At 72.6% G+C, this 18,635-nt stretch carries 16 protein-coding genes, 1 tRNA gene and 1 riboswitch; of the genes, 13 read left to right on the top strand and 4 right to left on the bottom strand.

Annotated features, from left to right (window positions below; all coding sequences use genetic code 11):
- The first annotated feature begins 1 nt into the window (after position 1).
- Entirely contained in the window at positions 2–712 is a 711-nt protein-coding gene (locus BGM09_RS33445; RefSeq protein WP_188285494.1) for an endonuclease V, read from the top strand.
- On the opposite strand, the gene BGM09_RS33440 is transcribed toward BGM09_RS33445, so the two are convergent.
- Entirely contained in the window at positions 698–1,345 is a 648-nt protein-coding gene (locus BGM09_RS33440) for a Uma2 family endonuclease (protein ID WP_188285493.1), read from the bottom strand. The two genes, BGM09_RS33445 and BGM09_RS33440, sit on opposite strands and share 15 nt — an antisense overlap.
- 116 nt (positions 1,346–1,461) lie before the next feature.
- On the opposite strand from BGM09_RS33440, the gene BGM09_RS33435 reads away from it, so the two are divergent.
- The 7 genes from BGM09_RS33435 (at position 1,462) to BGM09_RS33405 (ending at position 8,938) form a co-directional block, all read left to right on the top strand.
- Positions 1,462–2,757 carry a cytochrome P450 family protein gene (locus tag BGM09_RS33435; protein ID WP_188285492.1) on the top strand — a complete coding sequence of 432 codons (1,296 nt, stop codon included), beginning with the start codon at positions 1,462–1,464 and terminating at the stop codon, positions 2,755–2,757.
- A 217-nt stretch (positions 2,758–2,974) separates the two neighbouring features.
- Positions 2,975–4,021, top strand: coding sequence for a transglycosylase family protein (locus BGM09_RS39050; protein WP_188285491.1), 1,047 nt, complete (start codon positions 2,975–2,977; stop codon positions 4,019–4,021).
- Between the two features lie 306 nt (positions 4,022–4,327).
- Positions 4,328–4,511: riboswitch (cyclic di-AMP (ydaO/yuaA leader) on the top strand.
- A 3-nt stretch (positions 4,512–4,514) separates the two neighbouring features.
- Entirely contained in the window at positions 4,515–5,240 is a 726-nt protein-coding gene (locus BGM09_RS33425; RefSeq protein WP_188285490.1) for a transglycosylase family protein, read from the top strand.
- 168 nt (positions 5,241–5,408) lie between these two features.
- On the top strand, positions 5,409–6,689 hold the full coding sequence (eno, locus tag BGM09_RS33420; protein WP_188285489.1) for a phosphopyruvate hydratase: 1,281 nt from the start codon (positions 5,409–5,411) through the stop codon (positions 6,687–6,689).
- A 151-nt stretch (positions 6,690–6,840) separates the two neighbouring features.
- On the top strand, positions 6,841–7,341 hold the full coding sequence (locus tag BGM09_RS33415; protein WP_188285488.1) for an FtsB family cell division protein: 501 nt from the start codon (positions 6,841–6,843) through the stop codon (positions 7,339–7,341).
- Between the two features lie 41 nt (positions 7,342–7,382).
- Positions 7,383–7,943 (top strand): DUF501 domain-containing protein, encoded by a 561-nt coding sequence (locus BGM09_RS33410; protein ID WP_188285487.1) that lies wholly within the window; start codon positions 7,383–7,385, stop codon positions 7,941–7,943.
- Positions 7,940–8,938 carry a Ppx/GppA phosphatase family protein gene (locus BGM09_RS33405; protein ID WP_188285486.1) on the top strand — a complete coding sequence of 333 codons (999 nt, stop codon included), beginning with the start codon at positions 7,940–7,942 and terminating at the stop codon, positions 8,936–8,938. Before BGM09_RS33410 ends, BGM09_RS33405 begins: the two co-directional genes overlap by 4 nt.
- Here the strand turns inward: BGM09_RS33405 and BGM09_RS33400 are convergent.
- Positions 8,935–9,672, bottom strand: coding sequence for a class I SAM-dependent methyltransferase (locus BGM09_RS33400; protein WP_188285485.1), 738 nt, complete (start codon positions 9,670–9,672; stop codon positions 8,935–8,937). The two genes, BGM09_RS33405 and BGM09_RS33400, sit on opposite strands and share 4 nt — an antisense overlap.
- 566 nt (positions 9,673–10,238) lie before the next feature.
- Here BGM09_RS33400 and BGM09_RS33395 point away from each other — a divergent pair.
- The 3 genes from BGM09_RS33395 (at position 10,239) to BGM09_RS33385 (ending at position 13,637) form a co-directional block, all read left to right on the top strand.
- Entirely contained in the window at positions 10,239–11,633 is a 1,395-nt protein-coding gene (locus BGM09_RS33395) for an NAD(P)/FAD-dependent oxidoreductase (protein ID WP_188285484.1), read from the top strand.
- Positions 11,634–11,962: 329 nt separating this feature from the next.
- On the top strand, positions 11,963–13,282 hold the full coding sequence (locus BGM09_RS33390) for an SAM-dependent methyltransferase (protein ID WP_188285483.1): 1,320 nt from the start codon (positions 11,963–11,965) through the stop codon (positions 13,280–13,282).
- 269 nt (positions 13,283–13,551) lie between these two features.
- Positions 13,552–13,637, top strand: a tRNA-Leu gene (locus tag BGM09_RS33385).
- A gap of 451 nt (positions 13,638–14,088) precedes the next feature.
- On the opposite strand, the gene BGM09_RS33380 is transcribed toward BGM09_RS33385, so the two are convergent.
- Positions 14,089–14,973 carry a bifunctional DNA primase/polymerase gene (locus BGM09_RS33380; RefSeq protein ID WP_188285482.1) on the bottom strand — a complete coding sequence of 295 codons (885 nt, stop codon included), beginning with the start codon at positions 14,971–14,973 and terminating at the stop codon, positions 14,089–14,091.
- A 231-nt stretch (positions 14,974–15,204) separates the two neighbouring features.
- On the opposite strand from BGM09_RS33380, the gene BGM09_RS33375 reads away from it, so the two are divergent.
- Together BGM09_RS33375 and BGM09_RS33370 are read left to right on the top strand one after the other, a co-directional pair.
- Positions 15,205–17,211 carry a tetratricopeptide repeat protein gene (locus tag BGM09_RS33375; RefSeq protein ID WP_188285481.1) on the top strand — a complete coding sequence of 669 codons (2,007 nt, stop codon included), beginning with the start codon at positions 15,205–15,207 and terminating at the stop codon, positions 17,209–17,211.
- Between the two features lie 106 nt (positions 17,212–17,317).
- Positions 17,318–18,220 (top strand): Bax inhibitor-1/YccA family protein, encoded by a 903-nt coding sequence (locus BGM09_RS33370; RefSeq protein ID WP_188285480.1) that lies wholly within the window; start codon positions 17,318–17,320, stop codon positions 18,218–18,220.
- 130 nt (positions 18,221–18,350) lie between these two features.
- Here the strand turns inward: BGM09_RS33370 and BGM09_RS33365 are convergent, their stop codons facing one another.
- Entirely contained in the window at positions 18,351–18,584 is a 234-nt protein-coding gene (locus BGM09_RS33365; protein WP_188285479.1) for a DUF4287 domain-containing protein, read from the bottom strand.
- Between the last annotated feature and the right edge of the window lie 51 nt (positions 18,585–18,635).

Below are 18,635 nucleotides of genomic sequence, written 5' to 3'. Positions count from 1 at the left end.
GATGCGCGTCGACGTACCCCACGCGTGGCCTGCCGACGAGGCGGAGGCGCTGGCGCTCCAGGACCGGCTGCGCCCGCTGGCGGACCACCGCGGCCCCGGACCGGCCGCGCCCCGCCTGGTCGCCGGGCTCGACGTCGCCTACGCGGGCGACGGGCGCGGCACCGGGGACCTCGTCGCGGCGGCGGTGGTCGTCATCGACACCGCGACGCTCGACGTGGTCGAGCGCGCCACGGCCACCGCGACCACGACCTTCCCGTACGTGCCCGGACTCTTCGCCTTCCGCGAACTGCCCGTCCTCGTCAAGGCGTTGCGAACCCTGCGGGCCACCCCCGACCTGCTGCTCTGCGACGGGCACGGCCTGTCCCACCCCCGCCGCTTCGGCCTCGCCTGCCACCTGGGCGTGCTGACCGGGCTGCCGACCGCCGGAGTCGCCAAGACCCCGTTCGTCGGCCGCTACGACCCCGACGCCCTCGCCCCGGAGCGCGGCGCGTACGCCGACCTCCTCGACGGCGGCGAAACCGTCGGCCGCGCCCTGCGCACCCGGACCGGCGTCAAGCCCGTCTACGTCTCCACCGGCCACGGCATCGACCTCGCCACCGCCTGCGCCCACACCCTGACCCTCGCCCCCGCCTACCGTCTCCCCGAAACCACCCGCCACTCCGACCGCCTCAGCCGCGACGCCCTGGCGTCCACGGTGTCAGGGAGCCTGTGACGTTCCCGCTTCCGGCTGCTGCGACGGCCTGCGGCCACCGGTGGTGAGATCGACGGCAAGTGAGAAGGGGACGGTCAGTTTGAGCTGGTCGTGATGGATACCGCTGACCGCGTAGGTATTCGTGCCGGGGTCCAGCTCGTAGACGTAGACCACCGGGAGGCCGTCGTTCTCCTCCACCCGCCAGAAGTGGCGGATACCGGCCGCCGCGTACCTGCGGGGCTTGACGTCGCGGTCCCGCTCCACGGAGTCGGGCGAGACGATCTCGACGGCCAGCAGGATGTCGGCGGGGTCGTACGACGTCTGCGCCGGCCCGGTTGTCGCGCTGTACGGCACCACCATCAGGTCGGGTTCCAGTCGGACCTGCTCGGTCAGGGTGACCGTCATTTCGCGAACGGCCTCAAGGTGATCGGGCACCTGGTCCTCCAGGACCCTGCCCAGCAGGCGCGAGGTGGCCATGCGGAAGTAGGTCTGCGGGCTCACGAAGAACAGTCCTCCGTCGATCAGCTCGGTGTGCGGAGGGAGGCCCGGAATACGGTCGAGGTCGTCGGCGGTCCAGCCGCCGGGCGGCGGCTTCGGCCAGGTGCCGGCCACGTCTCGTTCGTCTTCGGCCACCGGGCCGTTCGGCGCTCCCATGCGACGGAGTCTGGCGCGTACAGCCAGGGTACCCGCGGCGAACGAAGATCCATCAGCCGAACGGGTGAACCCCTCGACGTGCCGGGAACCCGGCCGGGGCCGGATAGCGTCGGTGCATGACCGACTCGCCCGCCGATCCCGCCCCCGCCGATCCCGATCCCGCCCCCGCCGATGGCGGCCCCGCCCTCTTCACGTGGGAATTCGCCACCGACCCCTACCCCGCCTACGCGTGGCTGCGGGAGCACGCGCCGGTGCGGCGGACGACGTTGCCCAGCGGGGTGGAGGCGTGGCTGGTGACGCGGTACGGGGACGCGCGGGAGGCGCTGGCGGAGGGGCGGCTGAGCAAGAATCCGGTGCACCACGCGGAGTCGGCGGGGGCGAAGGGGAAGACCGGGATTCCGGGGGAGCGCGGCGCGGATCTGATGACGCATCTGCTGAACATCGATCCGCCGGACCACACGCGGCTGCGCCGCCTGGTGTCGAAGGCGTTCACACCGCGCAGGGTGGCGGAGTTCGGGCCGCGGGTGCAGGAGCTGACGGACCGTTTCATCGACGGCTTCGCGCCGAGCGGCGAGGCGGACCTCATCCACGACTTCGCCTTCCCGCTGCCGATCTACGCGATCTGCGACCTGCTCGGCGTGCCGCTGCAGGACCAGGACGACTTCCGGGACTGGGCGGGGATGATGATCCGGCACGGCGGCGGCCCGCGCGGCGGAGTGGCGCGGTCGGTGAAGCGGATGCGCGCGTATCTGGTCGAGCTGATCCACCGTAAGAGAGCGGAACCGGGCGAGGATCTGATCTCCGGTCTGATCCGGGCGAGCGACCACGGCGAGCACCTGACGGAGAACGAGGCCGCCGCCATGGCTTTTATCCTGCTTTTTGCCGGTTTTGAGACGACCGTGAATCTCATCGGCAACGGGGTGCACACCTTGCTCCGCCACCCGGAGCAGCGCGCCCGCCTCCAGGAGTCGCTGGCCGCGGGCGAGACCGGCCTGCTGGAGACCGCGGTGGAGGAACTGCTGCGCTACGACGGCCCGGTGGAGCTGGCCACCTGGCGCTACGCGACCAGCGAGCTGAGCCTCGGCGGCCAGTCGATCGCGGCGGGCGACCCCGTACTGGTGGTACTCGCGGCGGCCGATCGCGACCCCGCGCGCTTCAACGCGCCCGATACCGTCGATCTGGCCCGGCGTGACAATCCCCACCTCGGTTACGGGCACGGCATCCACTACTGCCTGGGCGCCCCGCTGGCCCGGCTGGAAGCCAGGACGGCGCTCGCGTCCCTTCTCACCCGCCTCCCCGACCTGCGGCTCGCGGCGGATCCGGCCGAATTGCGCTGGCGCGGCGGACTGATCATGCGCGGACTGCGTACGCTGCCGGTGTCGTTCACCGCCGAGGCCGCGCAACAGAAGTGACGCCGCGTCACGGTCGTGATCGCGACGTGATGATCGCTACACCGACTTGTGATCCGTTGGCCAACACCGCTACGTTCTGCGGTCAACGCGAGAAGCGCGGTCGCTCGTACGGGCACGGTGCGTACGGACGGCCACCTCTCGCCGACGGCTCGCGCCAGACGCGGCGGACGTCACGCACCGCGCTCCGGCGCGTCAGGCTTACGAGAAAGGCGACCGCATGCTCTCGTCCGGGAACGGCCGGCACCGCCGACCGCGACAGGCCCCGGCGGCCATGGTGACCGTCGCGGCGACCGGCGCGGGGATCGCACTCCCGCTCCTCGGCGCGGGGGCCGCGCACGCCGCGGACTCCAGCACGTGGGACAAAGTCGCGATATGCGAGACCGGCGGCCTGTGGAGCGCCGACCCGAGCAACGGCTTCTACGGCGGCCTGGCGATCACCCAGGACACCTGGAACGCCTACGGCGGCCAGGCGTACGCGCCACGCCCCGACCTCGCGTCCAGGACGGAACAGATCGCCGTCGCCGAGCACATGCTCGCCGACCTCGGGCCGAACGCCTGGCCCGGCTGCGAGGACGGTACGGGGCTGCTGGACGCCGTGACGCCGCCCGTGGCGGGCGGCGCGCCCGCGGCCACGCCCACCACCCCGGCGCCGTCCGCCTCGGCCACGCCCTCCGGCGACGCCACGACCGGCGGCTCCGGCAGCACCGGCGGATCGAACACCGACCCGTCGCTGCCGACGACCCTCCCGACCGCGCCCGCGACGGACACGCCCACCGGGCCCGCCGACGGCTCGACGGTCACCCCGGTGACGCCCACGGCGCCCACCGCCCCCGTCACCCCCACGTCGCCCGGTGACGGCTCGCCGACCACTCCCGGCTCGCCCGGTGCCGTCACCCCCACGTCCCCCGGCACGGGCCGCCACGCGAAGCCGTACGTGCCCACCGACGCCGAACTGGCCGCGGCCGACCAGGCGACCCGTACGGAGCTGACCGCCGTCACGGACGCGGGCGCGGCCAGCGGCACGGACACCGGCACGGGCTCGGACGACGACGCCGACGGCACCAGCGGCACGAGCGGCACCGGACACAGCACCGACGGCGGCCACGACTACACCGTCGCGTACGGCGACTCGCTCGCCGGCATCGCCTCCAGCCACCACGTCCAGGGCGGCTGGAGCGGTCTCTACGAGGCCAACCAGAAAGTGATCGGCCAGGACCCGGATCTCATCAAACCGGGTCAGATCCTGACACTTGACCTCGGCTGAGGTCTCCGCGTCTTCCTGACCGACCGTCATGACCGCGGGGGGCAAACCGGACGAACCGTATGACGTCCCCCGCGGCCCGTGTGACAAGCCTCTCGCCCGCCCCTGTGACCGCCCGCTCGCAGAGCGCTGAAACCGGCCCCTGTGACCTGCGATTCTCCGAAGCCGCTCCGGGGGCAGGAGCGGTGCGCGGGCGGAACGCGGATGTTTGTCCTTTCCGGCGCCTGTGCTTAGCGTCGTCATCGCTCGCCACAGCGGGCCCCGCCGGTCAGGAACGCCGAGTCCTGCCGCCGACCGACGGGAACAGCCGACGCGAAAGCGCCGTAGGCAGGAGCGGGGGACCCAAGGTCTTTCGCCGGTCACGTTCGTACGGCACGCAGCCTGCGGAACGCACCGGCTCGGGGTTAAGCACGGAATCCGCGGTCGCGGATCCGGCCGGGCAACTCACGCCCGAACCCGACAGCTCACCTCGCAGGCGTCGGTGAGGACAACAACCATGGCTAAGCACCGCCGTACGTCCAAGCTCGTCCGCATCGCCGCGCTCGCCGGTGTCACCGGCACCGCGATCGCCGTACCGCTCCTCGGAGCCACCTCCGCCTCCGCCGCCTCCGTCTCCACGTGGGACGCCGTCGCCCAGTGCGAGTCCGGCGGCGACTGGTCCATCAACACCGGCAACGGCTACTACGGTGGCCTCCAGTTCTCGCAGTCGAGCTGGGAGGCCGCGGGCGGCACCCAGTACGCCTCGCGCGCCGACCTGGCCACCAAGGACCAGCAGATCGCCACCGCCGAGAAGCTGCTCGCCATCCAGGGCCCGGGTGCCTGGGCCTGCGCCGGCGCCGGCAACCTGACCTCGGGCGGCTCCGCGGCGAACGTCGACACCTCGTCGCCGTCCTCGTCCTCGTCGTCCAGCTCCTCCAGCAGTTCCTCCAGCTCCAGCAGCTCCTCCAGCTCCAGCAGCTCGGACTCCTCCAGCAGCTCCTCGCAGCAGCAGAGCACCCCGGCTCCGGCCGAGACCTCCGCACCGGCCACCACCCACCACAAGAGCCACAAGGGCCACGGCAAGGGCAACGGCGAGTACACCGTCGTCTCCGGCGACTCGCTCTCCAAGATCGCCACCGCGCACCACGTCTCCGGCGGCTGGCAGCACCTGTACGACCTGAACAAGGACATCGTCCAGGACGCCGACCTGATCTACCCGGGCCAGCACCTGCACCTGGGCTGACGCCTCGGGATCTGATCCCCGGCCGGGCACGTACTCTCCCCCGAGCGTGCCCGGCCGGGGCCTTTTTCCGTCTCAGGGTCCGGGCTCGGTACCGGGCGCGACACCGAAGACGGTTAGGCTCGGGTCGAAAAAGACAGAGACATCTCAGAAGGACTGAAGGAGACACTCGTGCCGTCCATCGACGTCGTCGTAGCCCGGGAAATCCTCGACTCGCGAGGCAACCCCACCGTCGAGGTCGAGGTCGGCCTCGACGACGGCAGCACCGGCCGCGCGGCGGTCCCGTCCGGCGCCTCCACCGGCGCATTCGAGGCCCTCGAACTCCGTGACGGCGACAAGAACCGCTACCAGGGCAAGGGCGTCGAAAAGGCCGTCCTCGCCGTCATCGAGCAGATCGGCCCGGAGCTGGTCGGCTACGACGCCACCGAGCAGCGGCTGATCGACCAGGCGATGTTCGACCTGGACGCCACGCCCGACAAGTCCTCGCTCGGCGCCAACGCGATCCTCGGCGTCTCGCTCGCCGTGGCGCACGCCGCCTCCGAGGCGTCCGACCTGCCGCTCTTCCGCTACCTGGGCGGCCCGAACGCGCATGTGCTGCCCGTGCCGATGATGAACATCCTCAACGGCGGCTCGCACGCGGACTCCAACGTCGACATCCAGGAGTTCATGATCGCCCCGGTCGGCGCGGAGTCCTTCTCCGAGGCGCTGCGCTGGGGCGCCGAGGTCTACCACACGCTCAAGGGCGTGCTGAAGACCAAGGGCCTGTCCACCGGCCTCGGCGACGAGGGCGGTTTCGCGCCGAATCTCGGCTCGAACCGTGAGGCGCTCGACCTGATCATCGAGGCCGTCAAGCAGGCCGGGTACGCGCCCGGCCAGGACATCGCGCTCGCGCTGGACGTCGCCGCCTCCGAGTTCTACAAGGACGGCAAGTACCAGTTCGAGGGCAAGGAGCGCTCGGCCGCCGAGATGACCGAGTACTACGAGGACCTGGTCGCCTCCTACCCGCTGGTCTCCATCGAGGACCCGCTGTTCGAGGACGACTGGGCGGGCTGGAAGGTCCTCACCGAGAAGCTCGGCAGCAAGGTGCAGATCGTCGGCGACGACCTGTTCGTCACCAACCCCGAGCGTCTCCAGAAGGGCATCGACAACGACACGGCGAACGCGCTGCTGGTGAAGGTCAACCAGATCGGCTCGCTCACCGAGACGCTGGACGCCGTCGAGCTGGCCCAGCGCAGCGGCTACAAGTGCATGATGTCGCACCGCTCGGGCGAGACCGAGGACGTCACCATCGCCGACCTGGCCGTCGCCACCAACTGCGGCCAGATCAAGACCGGCGCCCCGGCCCGCTCCGAGCGCGTCGCCAAGTACAACCAGCTCCTGCGGATCGAGGAGATCCTGGACGACGCCGCCGTGTACGCGGGTCGCTCGGCGTTCCCCCGCTTCAAGCACTGAGCCGCCTGAATCCAGGCCCCGGCCTCCGTACGTCCCCGCACCCGGTCCCGTACCGTGGGCGGGGACGTACTGGCGTGCGCGCCCGTACGGCAGCGTGTGGACGCGACGGCGTGCGAGGACGGCGTGCGAGGACAGCGAGGGGAGACACGGCGTGGGGGCGGATCGGTTCTCCACCTCGGCCCGGCTCAAGGCCATCGGCCAGGAGGCGCAGGCCCGGGTGTACCGGGCGGCGGCCAAGCGGCGCCCGCCGCGGCGCAACAAGCTCACCGGCCGCGCGGCCCTGCTCGCCCTGGTGCTGTGCGCCCTCGTGGTGGCGCTCGCCTACCCGACACGGCAGTACATCGCCCAGCGCTCCGACATCGCCGACCAGCGCCGCGAGGCCCAGAAGGCCCGCCAGCGGGTCGAGGAGCTCCGCGAGGAGAAGGCGCGCTGGCAGGACCCGCAGTACGTACGGACGCAGGCCCGCGAGCACCTGCACTTCGTCCTGCCCGGCGAGACCGGCTACAACGTGGCGGCGCCGGCCCCGACCGGCGACGCCGCCGCCGACCACCGGACGACGAACGAGGCCGCCGCACACCGCCCCTGGTACGACAATCTGTGGGACAGCCTCGACCACGCCGACGCCGACGCCGCCGCCGCGCCCCGGCACTGACCCCTCGCTCCCCGCGTACCGCCCCCGACCTAGAACGGCCCATGACGAAGCACCCCGAGCCCACCGCCCCCACCCCGCCCACCGACGCGGACGTCGCCGCGTTCACGGCGCAGCTCGGCCGCCCGCCGCGCGGCCTGCGCGCCATCGCGCACCGTTGCCCCTGCGGCAACCCGGACGTGGTCGAGACCCAGCCCCGGCTGGAGGACGGCACGCCCTTCCCGACGCTGTACTACCTGACCTGTCCGCGTGCCGCGTCCGCGATCGGCACGCTGGAGGCCGACGGCGTGATGAAGACGATGACCGCCCGGCTCGCCGAGGACGAGGAGCTGGCCGCGGCCTACCGCGCGGCCCACGAGGACTACATCGCGCGGCGCGACGCCATCGAGGTTCTGGAGGGCTTCCCCAGCGCGGGCGGCATGCCGGACCGCGTCAAGTGCCTGCACGTGCTCGTCGGCCACTCCCTGGCCGCGGGCCCCGGCGTGAACCCGCTCGGCGACGAGGCCATCGCCCTGCTGCCCGAGTGGTGGGCGAAGGGCCCGTGCGTCGCGCCCGCGACGGAGACCGGGACCGGGACCGCCCCCGAGACGGAGGAGTCCGCGTGAGGACCGGTACGGCGCCCGGCGCGGCGCGTGGCACGACCGTCCGCGTGGCGGCCGTCGACTGCGGTACGAACTCGATCCGGCTGCTCGTCGCCGACGTCGACCCCGCGACCGGCGCGCTGACCGACCTCGACCGCAGGATGCGGATCGTCCGGCTCGGCCAGGGCGTGGACCGCACCGGGCGGCTGGCCCCCGAGGCGCTGGAGCGGACCTTCGCGGCCTGCCGCGAGTACGCGGAGGTGATCGCGGAGCACGGCGTCAGCGCGGACCGCGTCCGCTTCGTGGCGACCTCCGCGTCACGCGACGCGGAGAACCGGGACGACTTCGTGCGCGGAGTCGTCTCCCTCCTCGGCGTCGAGCCCGAGGTGATCAGCGGCGACCAGGAGGCGGCCTACTCCTTCACCGGCGCCACCCGCGGCCTGACCGGCGCCGAGGCCCTGGACACGCCGTATCTGGTGGTCGACATCGGCGGCGGCTCCACCGAGTTCGTCCTCGGCGACGACACGGTCACCGCCGCCCGCTCGGTCGACATCGGCTGCGTCCGCCTGACCGAACGGCACCTGCTGGCGGACGGCGCGGTCCTCGACCCGCCGCCCGGCGAGCGCGTGGCCGCGATCCGCGCCGACATCGACGCCGCCCTGGACGAGGCGGCCCGCGCCGTCCCCCTCGACCGGGCCCGTACGCTCGTGGGTCTGGCCGGGTCCGTCACCACCGTCGCGGGCATCGCGCTCGGCCTGGCCGCGTACGACTCCGCCGCGATCCACCACTCCCGCGTCACCGTCGAGCAGGTCGCGGAGATCACCGCGCGGCTGCTGGCCGCCACCCACGCCGAGCGCGCCGCGATCCCCGTGATGCACGAGGGCCGCGTGGACGTGATCGGCGCGGGCGCCCTGGTGCTGCTGCGGATCATGGAGCGCACGGGCGCGAAGGAGGTCGTGGTCAGCGAGCACGACATCCTGGACGGGCTCGCGTACGCTGTGGCGGAGTCGGCGCGCTAGAGCTGTTCGCGTCGGAACAGGGCCGTCCAGAGGAAGGGCTCCCCGAAGTGCGGGGAGTCCTGCGGCTCGTCGCGCATGCGGCGCAGCTCGACCTCGGTCAGGCCGGAGAAGATCCGGCGCAGGGACTCGGGTGTGTAGCCGAGGCCGCCGTGCAGGCGCGCGTCCCGGTAGAAGTCCGCGTCGGGCAGTTCCGAGCCCATCGCCCCCGCGGCGAAGCAGGTCAGCGCGAGATGCCCGCCGGGGGCGAGCACGCGGTCGAGCAGTGCCAGATAGCTGATCCTGCGGTGCGGCGGCAGATGGTGGAAGCAGCCGGAGTCGCAGACCAGGTCGTACGGCCCGCTCAACTCGCCCTCGCCCAGGGCGAAGGCGTCCCCTTCACGGAACCGGATTCCCTCCGCCCCGGCCTCGCGCGCCCGCTCCCGCGCCCACCGCACGGCGGCCGGTGACAGGTCGACGGCGTCCACCGCGAAGCCGCGCCGCGCGAGCAGCACCGCGTTGCGCCCCGGCCCGCACCCCAGGTCCAACGCCCGTCCCGGCCGTACCAACTCCCGGTCCAGGCAGGACACCAGGCTCTCGTCCGGCTTGTCCACGAAGAACGGCGCTCCCCGCTCCCGGTCCCCGTAGAAGCCGTCCCACCACCCGGCGGCCCCCGCCGTCCACCGGTCCGCGTCCCCGGCGAACAGCCTGTCCAGCAGCCTCAGTACGTCCTCCACCGACCTGATGTCCCGCTCCACCCCAGCCCCCTCTTCTCCGGTGTTTCCGACAGGGGGAACGCTAGGCCATTCGGACACAAAAGCCCAGGTCAGAGCTGTTGTGGCGATGTCTTCAGGTGCCGCCTGCGGGCCTGGCCCGACCCGGCCGGGGGAGTCTGCGGAGGGCGCGCCGGTACGCCCCCGGCGACCCCGCGCAGGCCCGGCGAAGGGCCTCCCGGGGCGACCGCCGGCGCACTTTCTGCGGGGGTCGGACGACCCGGCCGGAGGGACCTCCTCCGAAAAGCTTTGTGAAACTCTTCACATGAAGTTCCCGCCCCGCGGCCCAAATTTTCCAAGGTGACCGCGTGTCAAACCCCCTGAATCCTTGGCGGGGGAGTGTTTCGGCGGTGTGACGGGCGTCGGAACGACGGATGAGCGGTGATCGATCAGCGCTGCTCAGAGGCGGTGGCCGCGGCGGGCGGTGCGGAGGAGTCCGCGCAGGTCAGATAGCCCCTGGTCATGAAGCCGCGCAGAATAGCACAGGGTGTCCAGTACCTTGTGAAGGGGCTCACGAGCACCCCCCTGGGACGTGCTGAATACTTGTCGCCATGAGCACCACGGAGCGTCCACGGATCCTCGTAGTAGGCGGCGGTTACGTCGGCCTGTACGCGGCGCGCCGCATCATGAAGAAGATGCGGTACGGCGAGGCGACCGTCACAGTCGTCGACCCGCGCTCGTACATGACGTATCAGCCCTTCCTTCCTGAGACTGCCGCCGGCAGCATCTCCCCCCGGCATGTCGTCGTCCCGCTGCGACGCGTCCTGCCCGGGGCCGAGGTGCTCACCGGCCGGGTCGTCGACATCGACCAGGACCGCAAGGTCGCCTCGGTCGAGCCGCTCGTGGGCGAGTCCTACGAGCTGCCGTTCGACTACCTGATCGTCGCGCTCGGCGCGGTCTCCCGTACCTTCCCGATTCCCGGCCTCGCCGAGAACGGTATCGGGATGAAGGGCGTGGAGGAGGCCATCGGCCTGCGCAACCACGTCCTGGAGCAGCTCGACAAGGCCGACTCCACGACCGAAGAGGACATCCGCCGCAAGGCGCTGACCTTCGTGTTCGTCGGCGGCGGCTTCGCGGGTGCGGAGACCATCGGCGAGGTCGAGGACATGGCCCGCGACGCGGCCAAGTACTACCCGAACGTGAAGCGCGAGGACATGCGCTTCATCCTGGTGGACGCGGCGGACAAGATCCTCCCCGAGGTCGGCCCGCAGCTCGGCACGTGGGGCCTTGAGCACCTGCGCGAGCGCGGCATCGAGGTCTACCTCAGCACGTCGATGAAGTCCTGCGTCGACAAGCACGTGGTGCTCGCCAACGGCCTGGAGGTCGACGCCTCCACCATCGTGTGGACGGCCGGCGTGAAGCCCAATCCGGCGCTCGCCCGCTTCGGTCTGCCGCTGGGCCCGCGCGGTCACGTGGACACCGCCCCCACCCTCCAGGTGCAGGGCAGCGACTACATCTGGGCCGCGGGCGACAACGCCCAGATCCCCGACCTCGCCGCGGGCGAGGGCGCCTGGTGCCCGCCGAACGCCCAGCACGCGCTGCGCCAGGCGAAGGTGCTCGGCGACAACGTGGTCTCCGGGATGCGCGGCTTCCCGCAGCAGGAGTACAAGCACGCGAACAAGGGCGCCGTCGCCGGTCTCGGCCTGCACAAGGGCGTCGCGATGATCGTCGTCGGCAAGGCCAGGATCAAGGTCAAGGGCCGGCTGGCCTGGTACATGCACCGTGGCTACCACGGCATGGCCGTGCCGACCTGGAACCGCAAGATCCGGGTCTTCGCCGACTGGACGCTCGGCATGTTCCTCAAGCGCGAGGTCGTCTCGCTCGGCGCGATCGAGAACCCGCGCGAGGAGTTCTACGAGGCCGCCCGCCCCGCTCCGGTTCCGGCCGCGGCCGTGCCGGTTCCCGCCGAGAAGGCAGCGCAACCGGAACCCGCCAAGGCGTCCTGACCCGCCGCGGCGCGCGCCGCACCCGTCTCACCGTCCGAAGGGCGCCCGCCATCCGTGGTGCGGGCGCCCTTCGGCGTACCCGGGCGCCCTTCGGTGTACCCGGGCCCGCTTTCGGGACCTGCCCGCGAGGTCGGCTCCCGGGCCGCCGGACGCCTCGCCGTGAGCCGGCCGGGCACCGCCTCGCCGCCCGGCCCGCGCACCCGCGCGGAGCCCGCCGCTTCCGCCGCGCGGCGCCCGCGGCGCTCCCGGTGACCGGCCCGGAAAAAATGCGTGTATCCGCAATGTAGATTCGTCAGCGCAGACTGTCTTTCAGTCGTACGCTCGGAAGCATGGCTGACGCGGCTCACAGAATCGTCGAACTCGCCGACCACGCCCTCTCGACTCCGTTCCCGTTGCGCGTGCGCGCCTGGGACGGCAGCGAGGCCGGGCCGCCCGGCGCCCCCGTCCTCGTCATCCGGCGCCGCCGCGCGCTGCGCCGACTGCTGTGGAAGCCCGGCGAACTGGGCCTGGCCCGCGCCTATGTCTCCGGCGACCTCGATGTCGACGGCGACTTCTACGTGGCGCTGGGCCTGCTGTCCGGGCTGTTCTGGGAGCGCGAGGAAGGGCCCGCGGAGAGTAGGGCCGCCGCCGTGCGCCGTACCGCGGGCGTCCTGCGCGACCCGGCGAACTACCGCCTCGCCCGCGCGGCCCTCGCGCTGGCCGGGCCGGGGCTGCCGCCCCCGCCGCCGCCCGAGGAGGTCCGCCGCCGTACCGGGATCGCCCACAGCAGGCCCCGCGACAAGGCGGCTGTCGCCCACCACTACGACGTGGGCAACGACTTCTACTCGCTGGTCCTCGGCCCCTCGATGGTCTACTCCTGCGCGGTGTGGGAGAGCGAGAAGACCACGCTGGAGCAGGCGCAGTCCGCCAAACTCGACCTGGTCTGCCGCAAGCTGGGCCTCCGGCCGGGGATGCGGCTGCTGGACGTCGGCTGCGGCTGGGGGTCGATGGTGCTGCACGCCGTCGAGCACTACGGCGTCCACGCGACCGGCGTCACGCTCTCCACCGAGCAGGCCGCCTTCGCCCGCAAGCGGATCGCCGAGGCCGGGCTCACCGACCGTATCGACATCCGCGTCCAGGACTACCGGGACGTCAAGGACGGCCCCTACGACGCGATCTCGTCCATCGGCATGGCCGAGCACGTCGGCAGCGAGCGCTACCGCGAGTACGCGCAGGCGCTGTACGGGCTGCTGCGACCGGGCGGGCGGCTGCTCAACCACCAGATCGCGCGCCGCCCGCTGCGCGACGAGGAGGCGTACCACATCGACGAGTTCATCGACCGGTACGTCTTCCCCGACGGGGAGCTGGCGCCGGTCGGGTCCACGGTGGCCCGGCTGGAGGAGGCGGGGTTCGAGGTGCGGGACGTCGAGGCGCTGCGCGAGCACTACGGGCGCACGCTGCGCGCCTGGGTGCGCAATCTGGAGGACGCCTGGGGCGCCGCCGCGCGGGCCACGTCGGCCGGGCGCGCCCGGGTCTGGCGGCTCTACATGGCGGCCTCCGCGCTGGCCTTCGAGCGCAACCGGATCGGGGTCAACCAGGTCCTCGCGGTCCGCACCGCCCCGGACGGCGACCCCGGCATGCCCGCGACCCGCACGGCGTGGCTGAGCTGAGCGCGGCTGAGCTGAGTTGTGCCGAGCCGAGGTGTGCCGAGCCGAGCCGAGCTTGGCTGAGCGCGGAGGGCGAGATCCGGTCGCGGAGAGCGATTTCGCGTCACTTGTGCGTGGCGACTGATACTGCTGTGAACGGCGCCTGTTCAGCCCAAGAACCCTGGAACTCGTACTAACACCCCGTCAGTAACCCCTAAAATAAGACAACATGGCCGGTTGGGCGCCCTGTTCGGGATCTCCAACCCCGATACGCTTTTCACTGCGCCTCGCCGGCCCGGATGGTGGAACGCAGACACGGCGAGCTTAAACCTCGCTGCCCCTCGGGGGCGTGCCGGTTCAAGTCCGGCTCCGGGCACCACCGCCCTCACCGGCGGTGACCTCGTGTAACCGTCCGACCCCGCTCCACCCCGAGGACCGCCCGGTGGGCACCGTGCGAGCACGGTGCCCCCACGCCCCCGGCGCGCGCACCGCCTCCGGCCGACCGGCGGGCAGCGGCCCGCGCTCAGCGGATGCGGCCCCGGCGGCCGGTGACGGCCAGAGCGATGACGCCGACGATGGCGGCGACGACCACGACGACGATCAGGATGTCCACCATGCGAACCCCCATGGAATGAGCTGACGCAGACGTTCTGCCCGCCCGAGCGGACGGGTATCCGCCGTACGGAAAAAACGGGGCATACGCCCTGCCGCCCCGGCGGTTCGCCCGTGCCTTCCGGGCCGAGGCCGGGGGTGACCCCGGCGGCCCTACGGTGCGGGGTCCGTCGCCACCGCCCCCGCCGAACCGGTCGGCTCCTCGCGGGCGAGCGGTCTCATCGTTCGGGGCGCGTGAGGTCGTGACCCGAACGGGGGCGGGCCGCCGAGGCCACCGTCGCCGCCGCCTCGCGCTCGCTCAGTCCGGTGTGCACCGCCGCCGTCACCAGCGCCGGTGCCAGCGCTTCGCCGAGACCGGCGTCGTACGCCCGGCAGGCGGCCCAGAACAACCGGCCGTTGCGCTCTCCTTCGTGTGAATCGAGGACGAAGCGGACGAGCGCGGCGGCGCGTTTCTCCGCGGGGTGGCGCGGCGCGGAGGCGTCGCGGGGCGGCGCGACGGGCGGTGGCGGCGCCGCGAGCAGCAGCAGCTCGGACGGCGCGGGCGCCAGCGGATGGTCCGCGGTGCCGGGCGCCAGCAGATAGCGGCCCGCGACCGTACGCGAACCGGGGCCGACCACGTAACCGCCCTCGCCGCGCACGTCGATGCCCGGTGCCAGGCGGCTTGCCGAGTTGGGGACCTGCGTCGGCGCGGTCAGCCACAGGTGGCGTCCGCCGCTGGGGGTGAGCACGGTGACCGTGTCGGGCACGGCGAAGCCGTGGGCGGCGGCCAGGGCGGTGAGCGCGGCGACGCCGTCTGCGCCGTGCTTGACGTCCAGGTCGAGGCCGATCAGATGGCGCGGCGCCCGGCCGCAGGCGATCCCGTACCCCGTCGCCCACGGCGCGGCGGCGAACAGGGCGCGGATCCGGGCCGGGTCGGTGCTCGCGTCGTACACGCCGTGTCCTGGACGTCCGCACGCGCCCCGGCAGTCGCTGGTGCGGGGCTCGTCGCGGTGCGGTGAGCGGATGGCGGGCAGTTTGGTCCGGGACAGCGGGATCACCGGCAGGCCGCGCGCCGCGGTGAGCAGGGCGGCGTGCAGCGCGCGGGTGTGGTCGGGGCGTGGCATGGCCTGCTCCCTGACGTTCGAACGTGTGTTCGTCTGCACTCTCAAGTAATACCGCGCGCAGCGCTCACCGTCCACTGCGTAAGCCGGTGTGGCGGTGCGTTCCGGGTCACGCCCGTGACACCCCGGTGACCGTGTTCGACACGCGCGGGTACTACGGTCGGGCGCGGACAGGTCGTCGTGGTCCGAGTCCGGCCCCCAGGCGGGCCGTGCCGCGACGGAGGGGCGGGAGAGATGGACGAACTGCACGCGGGGGACGCCGAGTTGTGCGCGGGCGGCGGTGACGAACGGCTGGCGGCCGAGGGCGAGACGGCACTGGCCCGGCTGATCATGGACGGCGGCGACCTGCCGCACGCGGCGAGCCATCTGGGCAACGCCGTCGCCATCGACCCGCTGCTCCCCGAGACCCACGAGGCGCTCACCGAACTCGCCACCCGCGCCGGCGGCCCGCGCGCCGCGCTCGGCCTCTTCCCGCTCGACCACCCCTACATCGGCGCCGTGGTCTGCCGGGCGCACCTCCAGGCCGCCTGCGGAGAGTGGGCCGAGGCGGTCGGACTGATCGCCGCCGCCGTACGCGCCGAGTACGACCGGCCGTGGTCGCACGTCGCCTGGCTCACCCAGGACCGGCTGCCCGAACTGCTGCCGCCGCAGGTCATGACGCAGGCGCTGGCCCGCGCGGTCGGCGGCGCGCTGCCCGACCCCGTGCCCGAGCACGCCCGCGACGCGCTGCGGCCCTTCTACGACCTGACCCGCGCGGTGGTCGAACGCCACCCCGACGAGGCGCAGCTCGCCGCCATCGGCTCGGGGCTCGCCCGCCGCTTCGAGGACCACGACCGCGCCATCGCCTGGGCCCGGCAGGCGGGCCGGGTCCAGCCGGGACACGTGCCCAGCGTCATGCTCGGCTACGCGCTGCGCGCCGCGGGCCGCCCCGACGAGGCGCTGCGGGTCTGGGAGGAGGAGATGGCCAGGGACGACTCCGACCTCTCCTTGATGGTCGACATCGCCGAGCTGTACGCGGTCACCGGCCGCGCGGAGCAGGGCCTGGCGTGGGCCGAGCGGGCCGTCACCGCGGACCCGGGGCACCCGCAGGCCGCCCCGGCCGTGCACGGCGTCCGCTACGCCGCCGACGGCGACCCGGCCCACCTCGTCGCCCTCACCGACCACCTGCGCGAGCATCCCGACCACCCCTACGCGGGCACCGTCCTGGCCCGGCACAGCGAGTGGCAGCCGTGGCTCGGCGTGGTCGACAGCGCCACCGAGGCGACCGTCAACGTCCTGCACCAGATCCTGGAGAGCCCCGACGCGCAGGCGATCAGGTCCGGCGGCGGAGCGAAGCTGTCCGCCTCCGCGGTCGAACCGCCGAGCGCCGCCCTCGCCTTCGCCCTCGCGCTGCCCGGCGGCACGCTCGTCAACAACTCGGCGCGCGACCCCGACCCCCGGCAGCCGACCGCCGAGGTCGCCGTCCGGATCTGGCGTTACGAGGGCCTGGCCGCGCTGCCCGCCCTCCCGCCGCCGTCGCCCGAGGCCGCGGGGCTGGTCCAGGACACCGCCTCGGTGAGCTGGCCGCACCTGCCCGCCGCGTACGACCACGCGGTACGGCTGGCCGGGCTCGGCCTCGACGATCTGCTCGGTGTCCTCGCCCATCCGCCGCAGCCGCCGGACGACGACCAGGGCCGCTTCCTGCGCGACCACCGCCCCGAGCTGTGGATTCGCGCCGTGCAGACCTTCGCCTGCCTGGGTGTGGCCCACCACCGCGCCGACGAGCCGTGGCTGGACTCCCGGCGCCGCGCGGTCCTGCTCGACCTGCTGCATGGCCCCGAGGACTGGGTCAACGAGACGGCCGCCTTCGCCATGGTGGCCACCGCCTGGGGCGATCCGGCCGTCCGCGCCGACGTCGGCCAGCGCGTCACCGAACGGATGCTGGACGCGGCGAAGGCGTACCAGACCCGTGAGGTGACCGTCCTCGGCTCGCTCTGCCGCCTGGTGCTGCTCTGCCCCTGGCTTGACGACACCTATACGAGTCTCGCCCGCGACCTGCTCGCCGCCGTCCGCCGCTCGGACGAGCAAGGCGAGCAAGGCGAGCAAGGCGAACACGCCGAGCCAGGCGAGCGGGGCGAACACGCCGAGCGAGCCCGGCAAGGCGCACAAGGTGAACAAGCGGAAGCCGTTCAGGAAACGCCCGCGGAAACCGCCGCCGCAGGTCCGCCCCGCCGCGGACTCTTCCGGCGCCGACGTGACTGAGGGTCCGTCCTGGGGGAAGATCCTCCTCCAGGCGTAGCTCGGCTTTTTGCCAAGCCATTACTCTTGACGCAAGCGGAGCCGCAGCACGCGGTCTTGGAGGAGTGAAATGAGGAGCAGCAACCCGGTCTTCTCCCGGCGGGGATTCACCCGCGGGGACTCGTACGCCGGATTCGGTGCGCAGGGTGCCCAAGGCGCCCGGCAGCAGGGCGGGAACCCCTACGGGCAGCAGGCGCCCGGGAGCCCGTACGCCCAGCCGCAGCAGGGCGGGAACCCGTACGCGGCCGACGGGCAGCCCCTCACCCCCGAGCAGATGGAGGAGATGTACGCCGGTCCCGCCGCGGGCCCGGCGCAGACCGGCCGGATGACGATCGACGACGTCGTCATGCGGACCGGGATGACGCTCGGCGTGGTCGTGCTCGGCGCGATCCTCGGCTGGTTCGCGCTGCCCGACAGCTACGGCCTGGCCATCGGCGCGGCGCTGATCGCGTTCGTGCTCGCGATGGTCCAGTCGTTCAAGCGCACGCCGGTGCCGGCCCTGATCCTCGGGTACGCGATCTTCGAGGGCGTCTTCCTCGGCGTCATCAGCAACATGTACAACGAGCGGTGGCAGGGCGCGCCCGTCCAGGCGGTGCTCGGCACCATGGCGGTCTTCGCGGGCATGCTGTTCGCGTACAAGACCCGGCTGATCCGGGTCACCGCCCGCTACGCGCGGATCGGCATGGCCATCGCGGTCGGCTTCCTGCTGGCGATGGTGGTCAACCTGCTGTTCTTCGCCTTCGGCAGCGGCAACGGCCTGGGCCTGACCACCGGCCCGCTCGGCATCGTCTTCTGCCTGCTGGGCATCGGCCTCGGCGCCTTCTTCCTCTCGCTGGACTTCAAGCAGGTCGAGGACGGCATCCGCTTCGGCGCCCCGCAGAACGAGGCGTGGTTCGCGGCCTTCGGCCTCACCCTCTCCCTGGTCTGGATCTACCTGGAGATCCTGCGGCTGATCTCGATCCTGCGCGACTAGCGCACACGGTCCGCTGGCGCACACGGGCCGCGTCATCGCGACGGGCCGCCCGGAAGCATCGCTTCCGGGCGGCCCGTCGGCGTCTGTGGGGTGTGAGGGTACGGCGGTACGGACGGACGGGGGGCAGGCGCTACATCAGATTGCGTGCGGCCCGCCGCAGGTCGTACTCGTGGACGAGGGCCTTCGCGTGGCCGTAGGAGAGGGCGTGCTCGCTGCGCAGCCAGCTCACCTTGTCGTCGAAGCGGAAGAAAGAAGGGCCGTCGGCGAGGTCTCTCAGCCAGTCGCTGACCTCGCGGCCTGTGCAGTGCGGGATGCGGTCCAGCAGATTGCGGTGGGTCTCGGCGGAGAAGTGCGTTTGGGACATCGGCGCCTCCGGTAGGTGGTCCGGTTACCCCACCGTGCCCGAGCCTTCCCC

The organism is Streptomyces sp. CBMA29, assembly GCF_014596445.1.
GTDB lineage: Bacteria > Actinomycetota > Actinomycetes > Streptomycetales > Streptomycetaceae > Actinacidiphila.
This window is presented reverse-complemented; position numbering and strand designations above follow the sequence as displayed.